The organism is Gordonia sp. VNK21 (assembly GCF_046098115.1).
Taxonomy (GTDB): Bacteria; Actinomycetota; Actinomycetes; order Mycobacteriales; family Mycobacteriaceae; genus Gordonia.
In genome coordinates, this window is record NZ_JBJURU010000009.1 from 82,968 (window position 1) to 84,696 (window position 1,729).

At 74.3% G+C, this 1,729-nt stretch carries 3 protein-coding genes; all 3 read right to left on the bottom strand.

What is annotated here, in order from left to right; genetic code table 11:
* Positions 1-275, bottom strand: a 275-nt coding sequence (locus ACJMNC_RS11345; protein WP_408948061.1) for an ROK family protein, incomplete at its 3' end; no start/stop codon positions are given.
* Positions 276-384: 109 nt separating this feature from the next.
* Positions 385-723, bottom strand: a complete 339-nt coding sequence (locus ACJMNC_RS11350) for a hypothetical protein (protein WP_408948062.1) — start codon at positions 721-723, stop codon at positions 385-387.
* Positions 724-863: 140 nt separating this feature from the next.
* Positions 864-1,729: ArsA family ATPase (locus ACJMNC_RS11355; protein ID WP_408948063.1), on the bottom strand; the 866-nt coding region annotated here is incomplete at its 5' end.

Here is a 1,729-nt window from a genome sequence, read left to right on the forward strand (position 1 = left end):
CCGGTAGCGGCCGAAGGACAGCGGCCTGAACGGACCGTCGAACAGTCCGGCGACAGGAAGCCGGCGATGGCCCGGCCGACCGCAGCGACCGACCAGCGGTCCCGCAGTTCGGTGACCAGCCGGTCCAGGCAGTGTTCGAGGGCGGCGGTGGTCGACGGGGTGGGTGCGCGCAGCGTATCGAGCATGGTGCCGCGCGCGTCGACCACCGAGGCCCGCACGCTGGTGCCGCCGATGTCGATGCCGACCGTCAGATCCGCCGGCCCGGCCGTGCTCATCGCTGCATCACCCGTCCCTGCACTCATCGTCCCCCCTGCACGATCTGTCCCTGCCAACCTGTCACGGATGCCGCTCCCGGGACACCGATACCGATGATCCCGTCGGCGGTCACGGGGTGCTGATCCGGACCGGGATCACTTCGAAACCGGCCGCGGGCTCGGTCGACGGGGCCGGTGCGCTGCGCAGCATCTGGGCGACCGCTTCGAGCACGGCGATCAGCGCCGACAGGATGCGGGCCAGCAGATCGCCCAGCTCGGAGACCAGCGTGCCCAGTTCGCCGGCCAGCTCACCGATCCGGGAGGTCTGCTCCGCGCCGGCGCCGGGCCGGTTTCCACCGATCAGGGCCGCGAGCTGGTCGATCTGACCGGCGAAACCGAGCAGCACATCGCGCAGCGGATCGCCGCTCCCGCCCGCGGAGGCGCCGGCGGCGTGCTCGCGTGCGGTCATCTCGGGCGGTTCCTTCACGATCGTCGACGTCCCCGGCGCCTGGTCCGGTCCCCCGCATCCGGCGCAACTGTAGCCTCACAGGTTACCCGCCCGTACCGACCGGAACGAACCCCGGGTCACCGCAGCCGGATGCGCAGCGGTCAGCGCCGCCCGGCGCGCTGCGGCCACACCGCCGGGTCCGGGGTGAACTCGACGGTGAGCCGGCCGTGTGCCCACTGCGCCCCGGCCACCGTGCATCGGCGCAGCACCGACGGCAGCCGCACCGGAGGCCGGAATCCCGAGACGGTCACCAGCAGGTCGTCGCCCGACCGGCCCAGCACGAGCCTGTCCGGTTCGGGCAGACCCTGCCGCCAGCTCAGCTCGTAGACCGCCTCGAGCCCGGAGCCGCCGCGGTGGACCACCTCCAGCGCCCCCGAACCGTGCGCCCGACCGTCGGGACCGGGAAGGTCCACGGTGAGCCGGCGCAGCCGTGAAAGCCGGTCGAGCGGACCGTCGACGTGCGGCACCGCCGCGATCTGCGGCTGCGCCGGCGCCCCGGAGAGCAGCTCGGCGGCGCACTCGAGGACCGGCTGCGGGTCGAGCCCGCCCGCGCCCGGATTGACCAGCACCGAACGCAGCGGCAGGCCCAGCAGTTCGGCGATCGCCAGTTGATCGGGGCACTGGCGCCGGCCGCGTTCGCCGCCGTCGAGGACCAGGTGCGCGGCCACCGCCGACGGGTCGGCCAGCAGCTCGCGCAGGTCGTCGCAGTCCCGGCCGATGCTCTCCACCGCGCCGGCCAGCTGCGCCAGCGCCGGCTGCTCGGATGCCTGCGCCAGCCGGCGGTGCCGCGGCCAGAGCCGCTCGACGGTGGTGGCCAGCAGGGTGGGCGCCCGCAGCAGCGCGAACGGATCCCCGACGCCGGACAGGTCCACCACGATGCGGTCCCAGCGACCCGAGGTGGCCGCGTCCCGGATCCTCCGCAGCAGCAGGAACTCCTGGGCGCCGGGCAGCGCCGTCATCTCGCCCG